The organism is Ilumatobacter sp. (assembly GCF_030065885.1).
Taxonomy (GTDB): domain Bacteria; phylum Actinomycetota; class Acidimicrobiia; order Acidimicrobiales; family Ilumatobacteraceae; genus Ilumatobacter.
Genome location: NZ_JASJCS010000020.1, coordinates 17,632 through 36,408 on the forward strand (window position 1 = coordinate 17,632; position 18,777 = coordinate 36,408).

Consider the following 18,777-nt stretch of genomic DNA (forward strand, 5'->3'; position numbering starts at 1 on the left):
GACTCACGAGGCGAGGGCGGCGGCCTCGCTGGCAGCGGCGGCTGCAGCAGGGGCGATGCCGGCTTCGACGAGTCGCCGTGCGAGGTCGGCGCGGTCGAGGCTGATCGTTCGCCGGGCCCACTCGTCGTGCTCGGCCTGGACGTCGGCCGGGAGCCGCTTGAGGTGGCGTTGTGCCACCGTCGGAAACTTGCGGCGCACGGCGAAGCCGTCCGAGAGCGGTTGCGCGAGGCCGAACATGACACACCGGTGCAGTGCCCGGCCGAACGGTGAGTTCGAGCCCTTCGCGAACGACAGTCCCATCGACGTGGCCGTGTGGCCGAGGTCGAGGGTGAACCCCGCCGGCTCGGCGTCGAAGCGCTCGGCGAACCGTCGCATGATCCACGTCGCAGTCGGTCCGATGACGCTCAGCCAGTAGCGCTCGACGTAGGCGCTGCGCGGGTCGTGGCCGCGGGCGTCGACGGTCGGGTCGACCCACGGGCGGATCGTGGCATGAGTGGGGATGAACTGGATGACGTCCATGCGTGGGGCTCCGTTCGGGTGCTGAGCGCGGGAGGGAGGCCGGACGAGCTGAGTGGGGGGACCATGCGGCCCGAAGCGGAACCGTCCCATCGAGATCTGTGCCATGAGCTGGGCCTTCACGGTTCTGCGGGAAGTCTCCAGAACCCCTCCAGATCGTCTCCAAGACCCACGGCGTCGGATCCCCCATGGTGGTGTCAGACCCGGACGGAGAGGCCGCTCGGGGCCGAACAAAGGACACGAACCGCCATGACCATCACCGAAACCCCTCAGCTCCCCAACGGCGTCAACGTCGAGGCGCTCCTCGGCGCCCGCGAGGCGTTCAAGAGCGACACGTCGCTGACCGAGTTCACGTGGCGGGCCCGCAACGAGTGGGTCAACGGCACGCACAGCCGCACGACGATCGAGGACTTCTACGGTGTCGGCGGCGAGCAGTCGCACAACGCCGCCCAGGTCCACGACGCCGACCACCCGGCGCTGTTCGCCGCCGAGGACAACGGCTCGACCCCCGTCGAGTTCGTCCTCCACGCGCTCGCCGCATGCCTGACCGGCGGCGTCGCCTCCGTCGCCGCCAACCGCGGCATCACGCTGAACTCGGTCACGTCGGTGATCGAGGGCGACATGGACCTGCAGGGCATCCTCGGCATGGACCGCGACGTCCGCAACGGCTACAGCGGGGTGCGAGTCTCGTTCGAGATCGACGCCGACGCCGGCGCCGAGGAGATCGAGGCGCTCGTCGCCCAGTCGCAGAGGCGCTCGGCCGTCTACGACATCCTGACCGGCGCCACCCCCGTCGAGATCAGCGTCTCGGCGAAGTGACCCGACGCCGCCGGTGACCGGGTCCCCTCGCCCGGTCACCGCAGCGGCGTCCCACGAAGCCCCCCGAACCACCCCTCCGTCGATCACCCCAGCGAGACCCGAGATGAGCATCCACCACTCCAGCCCAGCGCCATCATTCAGCACCACCGCCGTCGTGGTCGGTGCCGGCCAGGCAGGCCTCGCGATGAGCCGCTGCCTGACCGAACTGAGCATCGACCACCTCGTGCTCGAGCGCGGCCGCATCGCCGAGCGGTGGCAGAGCGAGCGCTGGGACTCGCTCCGGCTGCTGACGCCGAACTGGATGACCCGCCTCCCCGGTCACGCCTATGAGGGCGACGACCCCAACGGCTTCATGTCGATGCCCGAGGTCGCACGGTTCTTCGCCGAGTACGCCCGGATCATCGATGCGCCGGTGCTCGACGAGACGACGGTCGTCTCCGCCCGCCCCACCGACGACGGCTACCTGCTCGACACCACCCGCGGCACGATCTCGTGCCGGTTCCTCGTCGCGGCCACCGGGGCCTGCGCCACCCCCGCCATCCCCGACGTCGCCACCGCAGCGCCGAGCCGCCTCTTCCAGATCACCCCCAAGCACTACCGGCGGCCCGACCAGATGCCCGAGGGCGGCGTGCTCGTCGTCGGCGCATCGGCGTCCGGCGTGCAACTCGCACGCGAACTGCACGAGTCGGGACGTCCCGTGACGCTCGCCGTCGGCGCCCACACGAGGATCCCGCGCCGGTACCGAGGGCTCGACATCCACGAGTGGCTCGACATGATGGGCACCCTCTCGCGGGGGTACGACACGATCCGCGATCTCGATGCCGCACGGCGCGAGCCGTCGTTGCAGCTGGTCGGTTCCGACGACGGTCGCACGCTCGATCTCGCCGAGCTGCAACGGATCGGCGTTCGGCTGACCGGACGCGTCGAGCGCTTCGGACTCGGACACGTCCGGGTCGACGGCGGCCTCTCGGCTGCCGTGGCCGCCGCCGATGCCTCCCAGACCCGCCTGCTCGACCGCATCGACCGATGGGCCGCCGACAACGGTCTCGACCGCGAGATCGACCCGATCGATCGGCCGGCGACGGTGCACATCGGCTCTGAGGCGAGCGCCGTGGATCTCGACGGCATCAACTCCGTGTTCTGGGCGACCGGCTACCGGCCCGACTACTCGTGGCTCGACCTGCCGGTCGTGCGCGCGGACGGCACGATTCCCCACGACGGCGGCATCGTGCACGAGAGCCCGGGGCTGTACCTGCTCGGTCTGCCGCTGATGCGGACCCGCAAGTCGACGTTCATCGACGGCGTCGGCGTCGACGCCGAGGCGCTCGCTCGGCACCTCGCCGTTCGTCTCGGAGTCGGCCGCACCGCCGGCGATACGGTGACGGTGTGACGCCGGACGAACTCGCGATCATCCGAGGTGACGGCCAGGTCATGCACGACCTTGCCGACGCCTTCGCCACGACGTTCTACGCAACCTTGTTCGAGCTGGCGCCGGCGACGCGTTCGCTGTTTCCCGACGATCTCGTGGCCCAGCGCGGCAAGCTCGTCGACGAGTTGGGCTTCCTGATCGAGGCCGCGACCAGCATCGACGACGGGCTCGGCGACTTCGTCGAACGAGCCTCCGAGCTCGGCCGGCGCCACGTCGAGTACGGCGTGACCGGCAACGACTACGTGCCAGTCGGACAGGCGTTGATCGCCGCGCTGCGGTCGTGCATCGACGACTGGGACGACGAGCACGAAGCGGCCTGGATGAAGCTGTACCGGCTGATCGCAGACGTGATGCGGGAAGGCACCGAGGCCCGCCTCTTCTCGGCCGGCTGACCGGATCGGACCGCTCGATCAGGTCAGGCGGTGTGAGCTGCGCGATCGCTGATGTCGGCCAACCAGTTGTTGCCGAGCCGGCGGTACTCGGACGAGATTCGTCGAAACTCCTCGGGGTCGGCTCCGTCGGCGATGGCCCGGACGTGGCGGGCCCGGACCGGCCAGATGTCGCCCTCGATCGCCGGCGCGAGCCCATCCAGCCGATCGACGACCTCGGCCGCGGCCCCGAACATCGCCGCCGAGGCGAGCAGCTGCGCCTCGGTGACGATGGCGCCGACATCGTGCGCCTCGTCCGCGTTCGGGAGGAGGAGGTCGAGGGCGGTCGCGCTGTCGCCGACCGCCGCCAGCACTTCGCCGACCGAGAGCACCAGCGACCACCGGAGCTGGCCTCGGAGATCGTCCACCGACTCGAGCGCGATCATGGCCTGGCGATGCGCGGGCTCGACGTCGCCGAGGCGGGCGTTGGCGTGGGCGAGCAGTGCGGTCATCTGCGGTTCGGCGTGGATGAGGTTCTGGCTGCGGACCGCGGCGAGTGGCGTGAGGATCAACTCGCGCGCCGCCCGGGCACGGCCTGCGGCGAGCTCGGACCGTGCAGCGGCCATCGGGAGCCAGGCCAGCATCGTGCGCTTCCCGAACGGCAGGTGGGTCCGCACCAGATCGCTGGCCGTCGTGAGATCGCCACGGTTGAGGTGGCAGGTGACCGCGATCGAGGTCGACACCTCGGCGCCGGCCTGCGCCGCGCCTGGCGGCAGCGCAGCCGAGGCCCGGTCGTGCTCGTCGAGCAGGCGCAGCGCCTCCCCGATCTCGCCGCGCAAGAGATGAGCCTGGGCGAGGCCCCGCGTCACCTCGAGGCGGGGTGGTCCGTCGAGGTCGTCCGGCACGGTGGCGGCGCGTTCGATCACGCTGTCGGCGAACCCGAGGAACGATTGCAGGCCGATCGAGTGCGCGGTGATCAACGAGCGGACCGGCTCGTCGAACGACGCCTCGCCTTCGGCCAGCAGGCCCAGCGCCTCGTCGAACCGGGCCCGAACGTGGAACTGGATCGTGGCTCGACGCCGCAACACGGTCGCCGCCGTGGTCGGGTCGACGTCGTGGCCGGAGATCTCCTCGAGGAGGCGTTCGGCGATGTTCATCTGGCCGCGACGGAAGTGCAGCTCGGCGCGGAGCTGACGGGCGTCGCCACCCGGCTCGGTCGCGTCGAGATGGTCGAGCAACACCTCGGCACTGGTGCCGTCGGCCCTGGCGACCGCGTGGTGTGCCGCTTCGAGCACCTGGTCGCGCGGCGGGGCGTCGCCGGTCTCGACCGACCACCTGATCAGGCGCAGCCGGTCGAGCTGCGACACCGCCTCGCCGGACAGCGCTGCGATCAGCCGGTGCTTGTGACGGCGCGCCCTGAGCGGGCCGAGGCTCTCGGCGAGCAGCAGCGAGACGTGGGCATGGGCGAGCGAGACGCGCGGACCGTCGCTCGTCTCGGTGAGCGCCAGCAGCCCGGTGCGGTCGAGCGTGTCGAGGACGTCGGCGCCGGCCAGATCGGTCGCGACGTCGAGGTCGAGCTCGCCGGCGACCGCCAGGAGCTCGGCTCCTGCTAGCACGGCGGGTTCGAGATCGGAGATCACGAGTCGGTCGTGCCCCGGGCGACCGGCGGCCGGTTGGATCGGCCCCACGAGCCGCCAGACGTCTGCCTGTCGGTCGAGCGAGTGCGTGGCGAGGCACGCCTCGACGAGCTGCTGGAGTGCGCCGGGCAGGCCCCGCGAGAGTTCGGTGAGCTGGGCGAGGCTGCCGAGGTCGATCGGGCCCGCGAGCACCCGGTACAGCAGTACGTCGAGATCGGTGTCGTCGAGCGGGCTGAGCTCGAGATGCCTGACCTGGTTGCTGCGGATCAGCTCGTCGAGCACGAGCGCGTCGCCCGGCGCCGTCCGTTGGGTCATGATCGCGAACACCGAGCCCGACCCGACGAGCGAGCCGATCAGTGCGCCCGAGAGCTCGTCGATGTGATCGGCGTTGTCGACCATCATCACGAGCCGGCTGCCGGCCGACAGGTCCTCGAGCGCGGCCCGCGCCCGCTGGAACACGCTCGCCCGCGCCAGGTCGCCGTCCTGGGCGCCGGCCTCGATGACGTCGGCGGGCATCAGGTGGGCGAGCGACGCCAGCGGGATCTGTTCGGACTCGGCGTGCCCGCTGATCTGGATCGTCGGGTAGCCCGCGGATCCGGCGCGCTCGACCGCCTCGCGGGCCAGCCGGGTCTTGCCGACGCCGATCGGTCCCGTGAGCAGCACGCCGTTGCGGGCCGGGTCGCGGAAGCACTGGTCGAGTTCGTCGAGTTCGTCGTGACGCCCGACGAGGGGCCACCGTGAGTCGAGCTCGGGCGCGTCGCCGTCGGGGCCGTCGTGCAGTCCGACGGCCGGGGCGGCCTCGCGTTCGGGCGTGGCCGCCGCCTCCGTCAGCTCGACCTCGGCGACGAACCGGTATCCGCGGCCGTGGACCGTCTTGATGATCTCCTGGGCTCGGCCGCTGTCGCCGACGGCCTGGCGGGCGGACTTGATGCGGCTCGTGAGCGCCGACTCGCTGACGAAACGGTCGCCCCAGACGTTGTCGAGCACCTCTTCCTTGGTGACGAGCCGATCGCGATGCTCGATGAGGTAGGCGAGGACGTCGAAGACCTGCGGCTCGACGGGCACCAGTTCGCCCGAGGCGCGGATCTCCACGCGATCGAAGTCGACCTCGTACGCCGCGAACCTGGCGATCACGCAGCCATTGTTGCCGATCGCCGACGGGCTGTCAGTGCCGGATCACGCCAGCAACTCGCCGGCGCGGCGCAGGGCCGTGGCCTCCCACACGAGGCCCAGGTCGTCGAAGCCGTCGGCGACCTGGGCGACCGCACCGTCGCCGGCCAGCGCGGCCGCCGCTGCAGCCCTGAGCTGGGCCAGCTCTCCGTCGACGACGAGTGACAGCTCGGCGAGCCGCGCGTGCGTGGCCGGCGCGCCGCCCGCACAGGTCGCGGCGGCGAGCAGCATCGACTCCATGTAGCGGTTGCCGTGGTCGCCCGCGTGCCCCGCCAGCGCGAGCAGCTCGTCGACCACGCGCTCGCGATCGCCGTCGACGGCGTCGATGCCGGCGACCGCCCAGCGCATGTCGAGCGACGTCGTGTTCGTCGCCGCCGGATAGTCGTGACGCATCTCGTCAGCGTCCTGCCGGGCCCGTTCGTCGTCGCCGAGCTGGATTGCGGCGAGGCCGGTCGAGGCCTGCAGTGGCCGGCTGTTGGTCGTGATCCCGAGTGCCTCGCAGATGTGGATGTGCGGGTCGAGCCAGTCGAGCACCTGTTGCCAGCGTCCCGTCAAGAGGGCGAGGCGCCCTGCGGCGATGGCGACGAATCCGAACGGGGGCGGCGACCCGTGGCCGACGTAGCGATCGAACGCATCCCACGCGGCCTCGGCACGGCCGAGCTCGGTGAGCGTGAGGATCTCGACGAACTGCGCGTACGCCGGGCCCGTCCACGTCAGTGTGCGCGACAGCGTGGCGATGACCGCTTGGCACTGCTCGAGCCGCTCGAGGGCTGCGACGTACTCGCCGCGCGTGAAGTGCGCCATCGCCGCGCCCTCCAGGTAGTCCACACGCCGGTGACCGGTGGCGTCGGCGAGCCCGGCGTCCGCCCGCTCGATCACCTCGTCTGGGCGCCGTCCGTCGAGCGCCGCGACGGTGGTCCAGTACGAATCAAGGGTCGCTCTCGCCTCGCCGTCGAACCGGGCGATGTGGTGGTCGAGGAAGGCCAGTGCTTCGTCGTGGCGCCAGGTGCCGTAGAACATCCACGTCGCGATCCGCCTGACGACGAACGCCGCATCGTCGGCGTCGAGGTCGTCGAGGTCGATGCCCTCCCAGACCTCGCCCGCCTGGTCGAACCGCCCGCGCATGTACAGGGCCTCGCCGTAGAGCTGGGCGTGCCGCGCCGTGCGCCGCTCGGCCGGGACGCGTTCGAGCAGCCGGATCGCGAGCCCGCTGTCGCCCTCGATCACCGCCAGCGTCCCCGACTCGATCAGCAGCGCGTCGTCGACCTCGGCGTCCGACCCGAGTCGGAGCTGCACGAGCTGGAGCCGGTCTGCGGCGCTCGTCGGGCTGCTCGTCTCGAGCGCCTCGGCCAGGCGCTGACGATGGCGACGGTCGCGCAGCGGCGTCACGCGGGAGCCGAGGATCTCGCCGAACAGGGGGTGCGAGACGCGGAGACGCGCCGACGTCCCGACCTCGCGTACCGAGATCATGCCCTCGAGCTCGAGCTGGTCGAGCACCTCGTCGTCGATCAGCGAGAAGGCGACGTCGAGATCGAGGTCGCCGGCCAATGCGACCAACTCGAGTGCGTCGCGCTGTTCGGGCTGCAGCCGGTCGAGCCGATCGGTGATCGCTGCACCCATGTCGTTGGGTGTGGTGATGCGGCCGGTCAGGCGCCAGACGCCCCTGTTGTTCACGAGTTGCCGGGCGTCGACCGATGCCTCGACCAGCTGGCGGAGCACCCCCGGCACGCCCCGGGCAGCGGCGACCAGCGCCTCGGTCGTCGAGGGCTGCACCGGCCCGCCGAGCACTCTCGACAACAGTGCGGTCAGCTGGTCGTCGGCGACCGGCGGCAGCGGCACGTCGATGACGTCGCCACTGCGGACGAGGTGGTCCATGGCGATCAGCTCGTCGCCGTCCAATCGCTGGGTCATGACCGCGAAGACCGAGCCACCGGAGATCAACGAGCCGATCAATGCCTGCGACAGCGTGTCGACGCGCTCGACGTCGTCCACCATCAGGACCAGCCGCCGGCCGTCGGCGAGCGCCTCCACGGCGCGCCGGGCGCGCTGGAACAGCGCCGTGCGGGCCAGATCGCCCTGATATCCCGCGACATCGGTCACGTCGGTCGGTAGGAGGTGCGCGACCGCTGCCAGCGGCACGTCCTTCGCGCTCGCATGGCCGTTGATCCGCGCGGTGGGGTGGCCGGCCGCGGTCGCCGCCTCGAGCACCGCCCGTGCCAGCCGTGTCTTGCCGAGACCGGCCTGACCGGTGAGGAGCACGCCGCCGATCCGACCCCGCTCGAATGCCGTGAGGACGGTCGACAACTCGTCGTCACGACCGGTGATCGGCCAGGTCTCGTCGAGCGTCCGGTCCGTTCGGATGCCGCCGGGGTCGTCGGGTTCGGCGTCGCTGCGATCGCCGCGGCGCTCCGGCGGGGGCGCGACGGGCGCGTCGTCGTCCACACCGACGAGATCGGCGATGAAGCGATAGCCGCGACCGTGCACCGTCCGGATCGTGTGTTGGTCGCGCCCGGTGTCACCGACCGCCTTGCGGGCCGACTTGATGCGGCTGGTGATCGCTGCGGCGCTGATGAACCTGCTGCCCCACACCTCGTCGAGGAGCTCCTCCTTGGGCACCACCCGCTCGCGGTGCTCGATGAGGTGCACGAGCACCGAGAACACCTGCGGCTCGACGGGCACGATGTTGCCGGCGACTCGGATCTCCTGGACCTCGGTGTCGACCTCGACGTCGGCGAAGCGATGGGTCACGGACGTCATCTTCGCGGGAGGGTCGCGGTGCGGCCGAGCGGTGCGTCAGCCGAGCGCTGCGGTGAGCAGCCAGTACACCGGCATGCCCGCGCAGAACGCATGCATGACGTTGCCGCTGCGGCGAGCGGCGACGAAGCCCGTCGAGATCGCGGCCAGCTCCGGCAGTGTGGCTCGGCCGCCGCCGGCAGCGAACAACATCGACGTGACGAGGGCGGCGACCGCAGCGGGCGCCACGAGCGCCATCGGCCGCGCCGTCCATGCCGGCAGCGAGCGGTCGCCGAGCAGCACGAACATGCTGGCGCGCATCGCATAGGTGCCCGCCGCGACGCCGAGGAGGACGAGCCAGGTGCTCATCGGTCGGCCTTCGTGCCGATGCCGGCGGTCGCGATCCCCGCCAGCGCGCCAGCGATGACGGCGCTCTGGAACGGCAACCAGGCACCGGCCAGGACGACCGCGCCGGCGACCACCGCGGCAGCGCCCGACCGCTTGTCAGGTGTCGACTTGGCGAGCAGGCCGACCAGTGCCAGCGGCGCGGCGACCTCGAGCCCGAGTGAGTCGGGGAGGCGTGCGCCCGCGAGCATCGCGACCGACTGGCTGCCGATCCAGGCCGTGGTCAGCCACGCCGACGCGCCCGTGTAGTAGGCGATCCGTCCGTACCGATCGAGATCGTTGCGTTCGAATCGCGGGAGACAGGTGAAATGGAGCTGATCGACCACGGGAACTGCCAGCAACATCCGCCGGCCGAGCGGCTCGCGCCGGAACCACGGAGCGAGCGATGCGCTGTACAGCAGGAGACGGGCGTTGATGATCACGGCCGAGAGGACGATGACCAGCGGTGCCGCACCCGCATCGAGCATCTGCACGGTCGTGAGCTGTGCGGCGCCGGCGAGGACCAGGGGGCCGCTGGCGAAACCTTCGAGCAGCGACAGCGACGTCGTGGTGATCGCCGCGCCGATGGCGAACCCGAACGGCACGACGCCGAGGACCATCGGCGTGATGTCGCGGACACCGTCGGCGAAGGCCGCCCGGGTGGTCGTCGTCGCCTGTGGCGAGGCGTCGACGAGGGCGGTGCTCATCACGTGGCACCGACCAGCTCGGCGGGCCGCTCGGCCTTCTGCATCCACACGGGCACCGGGCAGTGCTCGATCTCGGACCGAGTCGGCCGCCGGAACCGCTCGGCGCGGAACCACGTGCGGTAGGTGTCCTCGCCCATGATCGATGCGAGCGCCGTCGTCTGGCTGGCGTGCGCGGCGAGTGCCCGGCGCTTGCGATCGAGCTCGGCCTCGTCGAGCGCGCACTCCAGAGCGATCCGCGACCGCGAGACCGAGGCGGGGCCCTCGCCGCCGAAGTCGGCGTAGACGCCGAGGCGGTCGTGCATGACGCGATGCAGGGCGACGAAGTCGTGCGTCACCGTTGCGTACAGCAGCTCGCCGTGGCCGCCCCGGCGCCATGCCTCGGTCGCCCAGCGCGAGATCGCCCGGTGATCGGGATGGTTGGTCATGCCGTCGGGCCCGAACGTGACGATCGCGTCGGGACGCACCGACTCGATGACGTCGACCATCCGTGAGACGACGGTCTCGTCGTCGACCAGGTCGCACTCGCCGTCGCGCAGCCCGAGGAACCGCACGTCGTGCACGCCGAGTTCGGCAAGGCTCGCTCGCAGCTCTGCCTCGCGCAGGGCGGCGAAGTGGTCGCGGTCGTAGTCGGCGGGGTCGTCGGTGCCCTTCTCGCCGCGCGTCGCCGTCAGCACCGTGACCGAGCCACCGCTCCCGACGACCCGCGCCATGAGGCCCGCCGAGAGGTAGGCCTCGTCGTCGGGGTGGGCCCAGATGCCGATCAGGCGCTCGGGGACGGGGCGGCTCGTCGGCGTCAGCGTGTTGCCGACTGTCGTGTAGCTGGTGACGGACCGGCGGACCGGCCCCTCGGTGGCCGGGTGAGCCGTCTGGTCGTGGGTGGGGTGGTGGTTCATGGTGCGTGCTCCTGAGGACGTCGGGTCGACGCTGGTCGTCGATGTGGTCGACCCGGGTGATGTCTCGACTGGGCCGATACGTCGACCGTACGGAGCCGTGGCTCGCAGGTCTTGGAGCCCGTGTGGAGAAGCTCTGGAGGTTCGTGCAGGGGTTTCTCCACGACGTCGTCAAGCCGTCTCCAAGCCTCGCCGGGCAGATTCCTCCACCATCGACGTCATGAGCAATCGCACCGATCTCCCCATCCGTCCGTCCTACGACGTCGTCGTCGTCGGTGCCCGCGCCGCGGGTGCCTCGACTGCGATGCTGCTCGCCCGTCGCGGGCTCTCGGTCCTCGCCGTCGATCGCACGGCCTACGGCTCCGACACGCTGTCGACGCACTCGCTCGCACCTGCCGGCGTGCTGCAGCTCAGCCGCTGGGGCGTCCTCGACGCGATCCGAAAGGGCGGGACGCCCGTCGCGAGCCGGGTCGTGTTCCACTACGGCGACGACCTCGTCGAGATCGACGTCCCCGCCCGTGGCGACGTCGACGGCCTCTACTCGCCGCGTCGCACGCTGCTCGACCGGACCCTGGTCGACGCCGCCGTCGACGCCGGTGCCGACGTGCGCCACGGCGTGTCGATGGTGGGGCTGCTCCACGACGCCGGTCGGGTCGCCGGCGTGCAGCTCGAGGTCGACGGCGAGCTGCGCTGCATCGCCGCCCGCGCCGTGATCGGTGCCGACGGCGTCCGGTCACGGGTCGCCGAGCACGTCGGCGCCCAGACGACCCACCAGGAGGCGGCGACGTCGGCCGTGATCTACTCGCATTGGGAGGGCCTGCCCGACGACGTCATCGTCAACCACTACGGCTCCGGCAAGGTGGCGGGTTCGATCCCGACCAACGACGGCGCGGCCGTCGTCTGGGTCGGCATGCACCCCGACGAGTTCAGGGCGTCAGCACGAGGGAACGTCGCCGAGGCACAGGCGGCGCGCATCGCCGAGCTCCCGCGATTCGTCGCCGAGCTGGAAGGGGCCCGCTGCATCGGCGGGTACCGCGCCTGGCCGGGTCAGCCGGGCTTCGTGCGGCAGGGCTGGGGCGCCGGATGGGCGCTCGTCGGCGACGCCGGATACTTCAAGGACCCGGTCAGCGCGCACGGCATCACCGATGCCCTGATCGGCGCCGAGCTGGTCGCTGACGCCGTGGCCGACTCATTCGCCGGTGCCGACGAGGCCGAGGCCTTCGGCCGGTTCGAACGTGAGCGCGACGCGATGGCGGCCCGGATGATGCCGCCGGTCGCCCGCATCGCATCGCTGCCCGACGAGATGGGCGTCGTGATGTCGTCGTTCGTCGAGATGACCAAGGCGCTCCACGCCGAGTGGAACCTGATCGAGTCGAACTTCGGGGCGGTGGCCGCCGTCTGACCGACTCGTCGGGCGCACGCGATCGTCAGGCGTGCGTTCGCAGCCACTCCCGCGGACCGATCGCGAAGTGAGGGTCGAGGTCGGGGTCGAGCGATCGCAGAGTGTCGATCAGATCGGCCATGTCGAGCGAGACGCAACCGCTCGTCGGTCGCGTGCTGCCGACCGACGCGTAGCTGTGGCGGTGGAGGAAGATCGCCGCCGCGTACGGCGTCTCGCCGGGCTCGTCGCCCGACACCGGATCGAGGTTGGCGCCGATCACGGCAGCGTGCGAGTACACGTCGCCATACCGCTGGAGCCACTCGTCGTCGGGGCCGGGGCATCGCGGCCGATTGACGAGATGCTGATACCGCGCGGTGTGCTTCGTGGCGCCCCAGCAGTCCTCGGCGCGGACCGACCGGTACGCGACCTGGACGCCCGGGTCGGGCCGGTTGCCGAACATGCTGAACGTCTGGCCGTCCCACGCCGTCACCACGCCGAGCGGGAACACGCCGGCGGGCGTCGTCCCGTCGCCGGATCGGCGCTCGAGCAGCGGGCGCGTGCCGTTGCGGCCGAATCGGGCGGCCTGGGCGGGTCGCTGGCAGCGCCATTCGCCGCCCGCCCGGACCGCCACCTCGACCGTGCCCTCGCTCGACTCGAACGAGTCGGTCGCCATGAGGACGAGTTGATCGACGCCTGGGTGGCGCAACGACACCGCCTCGACGGTGGCGAGGTCGCAGGTGACGCCGACGCCGAACGCGACGCCTCGATCCGCCGGCAGCGTGGCCGTCGCCGGGCCGACGGTGGTGTCGGCCGCGAACGCGACGCCGCCCACTGCGGCGAGCGCAAGGACGGCTCGGGCGATCACGCCCGAAGTCTCGCGGCCGGAGCCGATGCGCCACAATCACCCCATGGACAACGCCCCCGTCGGTCTCGTTCCCGCCGCCGAGCGGATCGCGGCCGCCGAGCGGGTCGTCGTGCTGACAGGCGCCGGCATCTCGACGGACTCCGGCATCCCCGACTTCCGCGGCCCGAACGGCGTCTGGACGAAGAACCCCGCCGCCGAGAAGGCGGCGAACATCACCAACTATCTCAGCGACCCTGAGATCCGGAAGGCGGCGTGGCTGAACCGGTTGGACACGCCGGTGTGGACCGCCGAGCCGAACAGCGGCCACGAATGCGTCGTCGATCTCGAGCGACGCGGCCGGCTGCACGCAGTCGTCACGCAGAACATCGACGGGCTCCATCAGGCCGCGGGCAACGATCCCGAACGGGTCATCGAGGTGCACGGCACGGTGCGGTGGACCCGTTGCTGGGAGTGCTCCGACCGCCGGCCGATGCGCGAGACGCTCGACCGCGTGCGCGCGGGCGAAGCCGACCCGCCGTGCCTCGTGTGCGGCGGGATCCTCAAGTCCGACACCATCAGCTTCGGCCAGGCGCTCGTGCCAGAGGTGATCGACCGGGCCATGCAGGTCAGCGACGAGTGCGATGTGATGCTCGCCGTCGGGTCGACGCTGACCGTGTTCCCGGTCGCGAACTGCGTGCCGCGGGCCAAGGCCGGCGGCGCCGCGGTGATCATCGTCAACGGCGAGTCGACGGCGATGGACCGATACGCCGACCACCTGCTGATCGGCCCGATCGCCGAGATCCTCCCGGCGCTCGTGGCGCGCTGACGGCGCGCTCCCTCAGCGGCGGGCTTGGCTCGCGAGCAGTGCGCCACCGATGACGAGCACGATCCCCACGAGCGCGAGCGGCGCAACGTCGTCGTCGCGGAACACGACGCCGAGCACCAGCGACACGACAGGGATCAAGTACGTGATGAACGACGCCCTGGTCGACCCGACCCGCCCGACGAGGGCACCCATGATCGCGAACGCGAATCCGGTGCCGATCACGCCGAGCGCGAGGACGGCGACGATCGGACCGGCCTCGAGCTCGGCCGCCCCGATGTCCCACACGCCGTACGGCAGCGTCCAGACGGTGGCGAGGAGCAGCATCCTCGTCATCAGCGGCAGCGTGCCGTACGCCGCCTGGAGCGGCGCGGCGAGGTTGATCGCGAAGCCGTAGCAGAGCGTCGCAGCCAGCACGAGGAAGACGCCGCCGGCCTGGCTCGAACCGTCGCCGATCGAGGGCAGGCTGATGAACACGATGCCGGCGAACCCGACGCCGATGCCGACCAGCAGCGGGCCGCGCGGCGGCTGCCGGAGCAGGACCGCGGCGACGGTGGCGACGAAGATGGGCGTCGCACCGTTGAGCAGTCCGGTGACGGCCGAGTTGATGTACTGCTCGGCGATCGGGAACAGCGTGAACGGCACGGCGACCCAGATGACCGAGAGCAGCAGCAACCGGCGCCGGTCGGTCGGCTCGATCCTGACCGCCGGCTGGGGGAGCGCGAGCAGCGCTGCGGCACCCGAGGCGACCCGCACGAGCGTGATCAGGCCCGGAGGCAGCGCATCGAGGCCGATGTCGATTAGGAGGAACGATGCGCCCCAGACGACGGCGATCGACAGGAAGAGCGCCCAGTCCTGCGGCGTGAACGACCCGTCGTTGGCGGCCTCTGCTCGCGTGAACATGCGCTCTGAGCGCTCGGTCTGGGGCACGGGGGCGACGGTAACAACGCCCCAACCTCGGTCGCTGGTGGGAATCGGACGTCGCGCCCGCAGGAGCCGATCGGGTGCGGTGTGCGAGCATCGTGCCGTGTCCTGCCTCGCTGACTGCCACGTGGCGCCGGGCCGCGCCGGTGGGTCGGTCACGTCGTGACCGTCGAGTACCGCGAGCTCGGCGCTCGCGATGCAACCCTGCTCGTCGATCTGATGGACGCCGTCGTCCCCGACTGGCGACGACGCGAGGTGGAGGGCGGCCCGGATCGATTCCTGGCCGACCCGAACACGTTGGTGCTCGGTGCGTTCGACGTGGCGTCGGGCGTGCCCCTGCCGGTCGGGTGGGCGTGGGCGGTCGGCATCCGCCAGCCGAACGGTTGGTCGATGGCGTACCTCCACCAGCTCGATGTCGTCGCGTCGCACCGGCGGCGCGGGATCGGCAGACAGCTCGTCGAGCATGCGATGGCGGTGGCCCGTCAGCGGGGCCACGATCGGTTCTGGTTGTCGACCGGTGGGCACAACGAGGTCGCCAACGCGATGTACGCCTCGCTCGGCGGGGAGCGCAAGGAGCTCGGCGACGTCAACTACTGGTGGCAGCTCGTCGAGCGCTCCGACTGACGTCGCGAGTTGTGTCAGACACAACTCGCGACATGGCGGGGCGGAATACCTGACCGGTTCGGTAGGTTTTGTCGTCTATGGCAACGTTCCGCGACCTGCTGTCGGCCGCCAAGTCCGAGATCGTCGAAGTGACGACGGCCGAGGCCGCCGACCACATCGACGCCGGCTACACCGTGCTCGACGTCCGTGAACCCGACGAGTACGCCGAGGGCGCGCTCGATGGTGCGATCCACATCCCGCGCGGGCACCTCGAGGCGCAGATCGAGAACCGCATCGGCGACAAGTCGACCCCCGTCGTCGTCTACTGCGCTGGGGGCGTGCGCTCGGCGTTCGCGGCCAAGACGATGCAAGAGCTCGGCTACGAGACGGTTGCGTCGATGGACGGCGGGTTCGGACGCTGGAAGGACGAGGGCCGCCCCTGGAAGCAGCCGGCGACGCTGAACCCCGAGCAGATGGACCGCTACAAGCGTCACCTCTTGCTTCCCGAGGTGGGGGTCGAGGGTCAGACGAAGCTGCTCGACGCCAAGGTGCTGATGCTCGGTGCCGGCGGCCTCGGTTCGCCCGCTGCGCTCTACCTCGCGGCGGCGGGTGTCGGCACGATCGGCGTCGTCGACATGGACGACGTCGACGCGTCCAACCTGCAGCGCCAGATCCTCCACAACGTCGACCGCATCGGCGATCGCAAGGTCGACTCGGCGAAGAAGACGCTGACGATGCTCAACCCCGACGTCGACGTCGTGACGTACGACACGCGGCTCGACGCATCGAACATCGTCGACATCATCTCGGGCTACGACGTCATCGTCGACGGCGCCGACAACTTCCCGAGTCGCTACCTCCTCAACGACGCCAGCGTGAAGCTCGGCATCCCCGTGGTGCACGGCTCGATCTTCCGCTTCGAGGGCATGGTGTCGGTGTTCCACCCGACCGAGGGGCCGACGTACCGCGACATGGTGCCCGAACCCCCGCCGGCCGAGCTGGCGCCGTCGTGCGCCGAAGCCGGCGTACTGGGCGTGCTGCCCGGCATCATCGGTTCGATCCAGGCGCTCGAGACGATCAAGGTCATCCTCGGGCTCGGCGACGCCCTGATCGGGCGGATCCTGTCGGTCGACACGACCGAGATGGAGTTCCGCGTGTTCAACCTGCGGCCCGACCCCACGAACGAGGTCACGTACGAGAACCGCGACCGCATCGTCGTTCAAGAGCTCACCGGCCTCTGCGCCCCGGGTTTGACGCTCAGCTGACGTTCTGGCGGCGTTGCGGATCGGGGTTCGTTGCCGAAAGGCAACGAAACCCTCCCGCGCCTTGCCACAACGCCATCTGAGCGCCAGACCGGGCCATGGTGGTCCGTCGCTGCGAGCGCGGCGCGACATGTGTCGGGTCGGATGCAGAGCGGTCGACTCCTAGGGTGTGCTGATGTCCAGGCGGTGGATCTCGTTGGGTTTGGTCGCGTGTGCGTCGTGCAGCGGAGGCGACGCCGTCACGTCGTCGCGGGCGGAGAACGTCGCGGCCCAGTCCGTCCCGACGACGGCGACGACGGCGACGACCACGACGGCTCCGCGGCCGACCACGACGACGGCGGCGACGACGCCTGCAACCGCGTCGACCAGCTCGACGACGATCTCCACGACGACCACGGTGGCCCCCGTCGCCGGGTTCGCCTGCACGCCGGCACCGGCCGATGCCGACGCGCTCATCACCGGACCGACGTGGCAGACCGGCGATCGGCGTGAGCTGCTGGTGACCGCCGACCAGCAGGGGACGAGTCGCATCGACCCGGGGGCAACAGCCGAGGTCCCGGTCACGCTGACCGTGACCGACGCCGACGGTGAGCTCGTCCGGCTGCTCTGGGAGGCGGACGAACCGAGCCTGCTCGACGTCGGCGGTCGAGCACCGACCAGGTTCGAGCAGAACGTCACGGAGGACCTCTTCGAGCGGCTCCCCCGTGACCGCATCGAGTACGCGATCGACAACCTCGCGCTCGTGGTCGAGGTCGACAATGTCGAGGAGATCCGGGCGAACCTGTTCGAGACCGCGGAACTGATCCGTCCCGCCTTCACCGACGACGAGTACGACGCCGTCATCGGCCTGTACGAGTCGCTGAGCGACGACGATCTCATCGCGATCGTGACCGGGCGGCTGCAGGCGTACCACCTGCTCGAGGGGTATGCGCTCACGACGGACGACGTGATCGAGTACGAGGACCGGCTCGCGAACTTCCTCGGCGGTGAGCCGTTCCCGGCGACGACGACTGTCCGGATCGTCGAGATGGTCGACGCCGACGGGTGCGTGCTCCTCGAACAGGTCAGCACGCCCGATCCCGCCGAGTTCTCGCGGATCCTCGCCGAGTCCCTGGTCGAGGCCGGACTCGCCGAGCCCGAGGACATCGAGGAGGCAGCGGACGCCTTCGGGTCGCTCTCGATCGAGACGGTCGCCCGAGCGCAGTTCGACTTCGAGTCCGGTCTGCTGTGGCGGTTCCGCAGCGTCGAGACCGTCTCCGACGGCATCGCCGAAGAGACCGAGACGCTCACGATCCTCGACGTCACCGAGGCCGATCCCGTCTCCTGACCTCGCACGCGCCGCCATCGCGCGGGAGACTGTCCCGATGGGTCGGTGGGGGCGAGGCAGCGGCGTGGTGGTGCTCCTGGTCGTGTCTTCGTGCTCGGCCGGCGGAACTGCCGACGTGGGCTCGGCCCCCGTCGCGGCAAGGACGGGCGAGTTCGCCTGCACACCGGCGCCCGACGACGCGCAGTTCGTCGTCACCGGCGCCGAATGGGAGGTCGGCGAGCAGCGTGCGCTCACCGTCGGCTCGGCGTCGTCGGTCAGCCGTGCGATCGATCCGGTCGCTCCGCTCGAGGTGTCGCTCACCGCGATCGACGCCGGTGGGAGCGGCCCGGCGATGGCGTGGGAGTCCGCCCCGACCGTGCTCGACGACCTGGTCGTGCTGCCGGGCACCGGCGCCGAGCTCGCCGCGCTCGGTGAGGTGGTGCCGAGCGAGCGGGTGGTCTACGACATCGACCGAGGTGTGTTCGCAGGGGTCCGCAACGTCGACGAGATCCGGTCGACGGTGGACGCCACCTTGGACGTCATGGCCGAGAACGCGGCGCTCGACTTCCACAGCTCGATCAGGGTTCGGATGACCCTCGACGGCATCCCCGACGATCGGCTCGCCGATCTCTACGCCACGTGGCCGCAGACGTACCACCAGCTCGACGGGTTCACGCTCGTCCCCGGCGACCCGGTCGACGTGCCGACGGTCCTCCCCAACGGGCTCGGTGGCGCGCCGTTCCCGGCCGTGGCCACGGTCGAGGTGACCGACTTCGTCGACGCCGACGGCTGCGTCTCGGTCCAGCAGACCGTCGTGCCCGAACCCGAGGGTCTCCGGCGGGTCTTCGCCGAGACGCTCGCGGCGCGCGGCATCCCGGTCGACGGCGAGCCGTTCGAGGAAGCCCTCGGGTTCGGGCACGACGGTCTGCTGGACCGAGACGCAGCCGTCGGCGTCGACGAAGTCGGTCACCTCGACCGTGG

General features: G+C 70.9%; 18 protein-coding genes. 9 read left to right on the top strand and 9 right to left on the bottom strand.

Going from position 1 to position 18,777, the window contains the following annotated elements:
- Positions 1 to 3: 3 nt before the first annotated feature.
- Positions 4 to 519 carry a hypothetical protein gene (locus tag QNJ12_RS06895; RefSeq protein ID WP_300620708.1) on the bottom strand — a complete coding sequence of 172 codons (516 nt, stop codon included), beginning with the start codon at positions 517 to 519 and terminating at the stop codon, positions 4 to 6.
- A gap of 246 nt (positions 520 to 765) precedes the next feature.
- Between QNJ12_RS06895 and QNJ12_RS06900 the strand changes: the two genes are divergently transcribed.
- The 3 genes from QNJ12_RS06900 to QNJ12_RS06910 all read left to right on the top strand — a co-directional run bounded on the left by QNJ12_RS06900 (position 766) and on the right by QNJ12_RS06910 (position 3,156).
- On the top strand, positions 766 to 1,335 hold the full coding sequence (locus QNJ12_RS06900) for an OsmC family protein (protein WP_300620711.1): 570 nt from the start codon (positions 766 to 768) through the stop codon (positions 1,333 to 1,335).
- A gap of 103 nt (positions 1,336 to 1,438) precedes the next feature.
- Positions 1,439 to 2,725: an NAD(P)-binding domain-containing protein gene (locus QNJ12_RS06905; protein ID WP_300620714.1), complete on the top strand. Its 1,287-nt coding sequence runs from the start codon at positions 1,439 to 1,441 to the stop codon at positions 2,723 to 2,725.
- Positions 2,722 to 3,156, top strand: coding sequence for a globin domain-containing protein (locus QNJ12_RS06910; protein WP_300620716.1), 435 nt, complete (start codon positions 2,722 to 2,724; stop codon positions 3,154 to 3,156). Before QNJ12_RS06905 ends, QNJ12_RS06910 begins: the two co-directional genes overlap by 4 nt.
- 23 nt (positions 3,157 to 3,179) lie before the next feature.
- Here the strand turns inward: QNJ12_RS06910 and QNJ12_RS06915 are convergent, their stop codons facing one another.
- The 5 genes from QNJ12_RS06915 to QNJ12_RS06935 are packed head-to-tail and all read right to left on the bottom strand — an operon-like array spanning position 3,180 to position 10,656.
- The gene (locus QNJ12_RS06915; RefSeq protein WP_300620719.1) at positions 3,180 to 5,903 is read right to left on the bottom strand and encodes a winged helix-turn-helix domain-containing protein; all 2,724 of its coding nucleotides are present in this window, start codon (positions 5,901 to 5,903) and stop codon (positions 3,180 to 3,182) included.
- A 42-nt stretch (positions 5,904 to 5,945) separates the two neighbouring features.
- Positions 5,946 to 8,687, bottom strand: a complete 2,742-nt coding sequence (locus QNJ12_RS06920) for a winged helix-turn-helix domain-containing protein (RefSeq protein ID WP_300620721.1) — start codon at positions 8,685 to 8,687, stop codon at positions 5,946 to 5,948.
- Positions 8,688 to 8,732: 45 nt separating this feature from the next.
- Entirely contained in the window at positions 8,733 to 9,041 is a 309-nt protein-coding gene (locus tag QNJ12_RS06925; RefSeq protein WP_300620724.1) for an AzlD domain-containing protein, read from the bottom strand.
- Positions 9,038 to 9,763 (bottom strand): AzlC family ABC transporter permease, encoded by a 726-nt coding sequence (locus QNJ12_RS06930; RefSeq protein ID WP_300620727.1) that lies wholly within the window; start codon positions 9,761 to 9,763, stop codon positions 9,038 to 9,040. Before QNJ12_RS06930 ends, QNJ12_RS06925 begins: the two co-directional genes overlap by 4 nt.
- On the bottom strand, positions 9,763 to 10,656 hold the full coding sequence (locus QNJ12_RS06935) for a PIG-L deacetylase family protein (protein WP_300620730.1): 894 nt from the start codon (positions 10,654 to 10,656) through the stop codon (positions 9,763 to 9,765). Before QNJ12_RS06935 ends, QNJ12_RS06930 begins: the two co-directional genes overlap by 1 nt.
- A 217-nt stretch (positions 10,657 to 10,873) precedes the next feature.
- Here QNJ12_RS06935 and QNJ12_RS06940 point away from each other — a divergent pair, with 217 nt between their 5' ends.
- The gene (locus QNJ12_RS06940; protein ID WP_300620733.1) at positions 10,874 to 12,055 is read left to right on the top strand and encodes an NAD(P)/FAD-dependent oxidoreductase; all 1,182 of its coding nucleotides are present in this window, start codon (positions 10,874 to 10,876) and stop codon (positions 12,053 to 12,055) included.
- A gap of 25 nt (positions 12,056 to 12,080) precedes the next feature.
- Here the strand turns inward: QNJ12_RS06940 and QNJ12_RS06945 are convergent, their stop codons facing one another.
- On the bottom strand, positions 12,081 to 12,899 hold the full coding sequence (locus QNJ12_RS06945) for a hypothetical protein (RefSeq protein ID WP_300620735.1): 819 nt from the start codon (positions 12,897 to 12,899) through the stop codon (positions 12,081 to 12,083).
- 43 nt (positions 12,900 to 12,942) lie between these two features.
- Here QNJ12_RS06945 and QNJ12_RS06950 point away from each other — a divergent pair, with 43 nt between their 5' ends.
- Positions 12,943 to 13,704, top strand: a complete 762-nt coding sequence (locus QNJ12_RS06950) for a Sir2 family NAD-dependent protein deacetylase (protein ID WP_300620738.1) — start codon at positions 12,943 to 12,945, stop codon at positions 13,702 to 13,704.
- A 12-nt stretch (positions 13,705 to 13,716) separates the two neighbouring features.
- On the opposite strand, the gene QNJ12_RS06955 is transcribed toward QNJ12_RS06950, so the two are convergent.
- On the bottom strand, positions 13,717 to 14,631 hold the full coding sequence (locus QNJ12_RS06955; RefSeq protein ID WP_300620740.1) for a DMT family transporter: 915 nt from the start codon (positions 14,629 to 14,631) through the stop codon (positions 13,717 to 13,719).
- A 156-nt stretch (positions 14,632 to 14,787) separates the two neighbouring features.
- Between QNJ12_RS06955 and QNJ12_RS06960 the strand changes: the two genes are divergently transcribed.
- Positions 14,788 to 15,249 (top strand): N-acetyltransferase, encoded by a 462-nt coding sequence (locus QNJ12_RS06960; RefSeq protein WP_300620743.1) that lies wholly within the window; start codon positions 14,788 to 14,790, stop codon positions 15,247 to 15,249.
- Positions 15,250 to 15,326: 77 nt separating this feature from the next.
- Positions 15,327 to 16,493: a molybdopterin-synthase adenylyltransferase MoeB gene (moeB, locus tag QNJ12_RS06965; protein ID WP_300620746.1), complete on the top strand. Its 1,167-nt coding sequence runs from the start codon at positions 15,327 to 15,329 to the stop codon at positions 16,491 to 16,493.
- Positions 16,494 to 16,652: 159 nt separating this feature from the next.
- Here the strand turns inward: moeB and QNJ12_RS06970 are convergent, their stop codons facing one another.
- The gene (locus QNJ12_RS06970; protein ID WP_300620749.1) at positions 16,653 to 16,877 is read right to left on the bottom strand and encodes a hypothetical protein; all 225 of its coding nucleotides are present in this window, start codon (positions 16,875 to 16,877) and stop codon (positions 16,653 to 16,655) included.
- Positions 16,878 to 16,887: 10 nt separating this feature from the next.
- Between QNJ12_RS06970 and QNJ12_RS06975 the strand changes: the two genes are divergently transcribed.
- Positions 16,888 to 17,817 (top strand): hypothetical protein, encoded by a 930-nt coding sequence (locus QNJ12_RS06975; protein WP_300620752.1) that lies wholly within the window; start codon positions 16,888 to 16,890, stop codon positions 17,815 to 17,817.
- Positions 17,818 to 17,932: 115 nt separating this feature from the next.
- Positions 17,933 to 18,777 (top strand): hypothetical protein (locus tag QNJ12_RS06980; RefSeq protein WP_300620755.1); only part of this gene is annotated, 845 nt, incomplete at its 3' end.